The sequence below is a fragment of the Pseudomonas sp. genome (assembly GCF_037994325.1).
Lineage (GTDB): Bacteria > Pseudomonadota > Gammaproteobacteria > Pseudomonadales > Pseudomonadaceae > Aquipseudomonas.
The window spans coordinates 1-1685 of the sequence record NZ_JBBNAH010000755.1 but is presented as its reverse complement, the minus strand read 5'-3'; the positions used below and the strand labels follow the sequence as shown (position 1 = coordinate 1685).

2 protein-coding genes are annotated in these 1685 nt (G+C 59.2%); both read left to right on the top strand.

What is annotated here, in order from left to right:
• A partial coding sequence (locus tag AAAB16_RS25370; RefSeq protein ID WP_340665851.1) for an ABC transporter permease subunit occupies positions 1–350 on the top strand: 350 nt, incomplete at its 5' end.
• A 10-nt stretch (positions 351–360) separates the two neighbouring features.
• Positions 361–1512, top strand: coding sequence for an ABC transporter ATP-binding protein (locus tag AAAB16_RS25365; RefSeq protein ID WP_340665850.1), 1152 nt, complete (start codon positions 361–363; stop codon positions 1510–1512).
• Positions 1513–1685: the final 173 nt, after the last annotated feature.

Genomic DNA, 1685 nt, shown 5'->3' with positions numbered 1-1685 from the left:
ACACCTACCTGGCGCTGAGTGGCGTTGAACCGGGTATTCGTGAAGCCGGCAGCGGCATTGGTATGAGCTTTTGGCAGCGCCTGCGCATGGTCGATTTGCCCATTGCCTTGCCGGTGATCTTGGCCGGTGTGCGCACCGCCGTGGTGATGAATATTGGCGTGATGACCATTGCCGCCACCATTGGCGCCGGCGGCTTAGGCGTACTGATTTTGACCGCCATCAGCCGCAGTGACATGGCCACCTTGTTTGTTGGCGCGGTGCTGGTGAGTGTGCTCGCCATCATCGCCGACCTGTTTTTGCAGTGGCTGCAGAAAACCCTTACTCCCCGCGGCCTGCGCGCCGCGCACTGAGGACCCGAACATGATCGAACTCGACCAACTGACGAAAACCTTTCAGCAAAAAGGCAAAGATGTCGTGGCCGTTGACCACGTCAGCCTCACCGTTGACGAAGGCCAGATTTGCGTATTCCTCGGCCCCTCCGGCTGTGGCAAAAGCACCACGCTGAAAATGATCAACCGCCTGATTACGCCAACCTCCGGGCGCGTGTTGATCAACGGCGAAGACACCACCGGCATCGACGAAGTGACCCTGCGGCGCAACATCGGCTACGTGATTCAGCAGATCGGCCTGTTCCCCAATATGACCATCGAAGAAAACATCATGGTGGTGCCCAAACTGTTGGGCTGGGACAAAAAGCGTTGCCACGAACGGGCCAAAGAACTGATGGGCATGGTGCAACTGGAGCCCAAGCAATACCTGTCGCGCTACCCACGCGAGCTATCGGGCGGGCAACAGCAGCGTATCGGCGTGATCCGTGCCCTGGCCGCCGATGCCCCGGTGCTGCTAATGGACGAACCCTTTGGCGCAGTCGACCCAGTTAACCGCGACGCGATTCAAAACGAGTTTTTCCAAATGCAGCGCGCGCTAAACAAGACCGTGATTATGGTCAGCCACGACATCGACGAAGCCATCAAGCTGGGCGACAAGATCGCCATCTTCAAAGACGGCAAACTGCTGCAATTCGACCACCCCGACACCCTGTTAGCCCACCCGGCGAATGATTTTGTCAGCGGCTTTGTCGGCCAAGACAGCACCCTCAAACGCCTACTGCTGATCCGCGCCGAAGACGCCGCCGACAACGCGCCCTCTATTCAAGTACAGACCCCGATTGCCGACGCCCAAGAACTGATGGACGAAAACGACCGCCGCTACCTGGTCGTCACCGACGCCAACAACAAAGGCCTCGGCTACGTCCGCCGCCGCGACCTACGCGGGCAAAGCGGCGTAGTACAACCCTTCCTACGCGACTTCAACGTAACCGCCGCCCACGACGAACACCTGCGCATCCTCCTATCGCGCATGTACGAATTCAACAGCTCATGGCTGCCCGTACTGAGCGCCGAAAACGACTTCCTCGGCGAAGTAACGCAAGAATCCATCGCCGACTACCTCAGCTCCGGACGCTCGCGAGGCAAAAGCACCATTGTTTCGCCAGCCGAATTGGAAGGCTGATTAACAACACGCTGCAACGCGCAAGCGCTTGATCTGCTCTTGATATTGATCTGGCTTGTGATCTACCCGCCCCATTCACCGCAAGGCCGAGCGGAGTCGTTGCGTAGGGGGATGAGCGGCAGGAGCCGCGAAAGGCGTGGGGCCATGGATGGCCCTGGCCGACCCCTGGAGCA

What these genes read in the sequence shown, in the direction of transcription:
- AAAB16_RS25365 (WP_340665850.1), top strand. Translation starts at nt 361, where the DNA reads ATGATCGAACTCGACCAACTGACGAAAACCTTTCAGCAAAAAGGCAAA.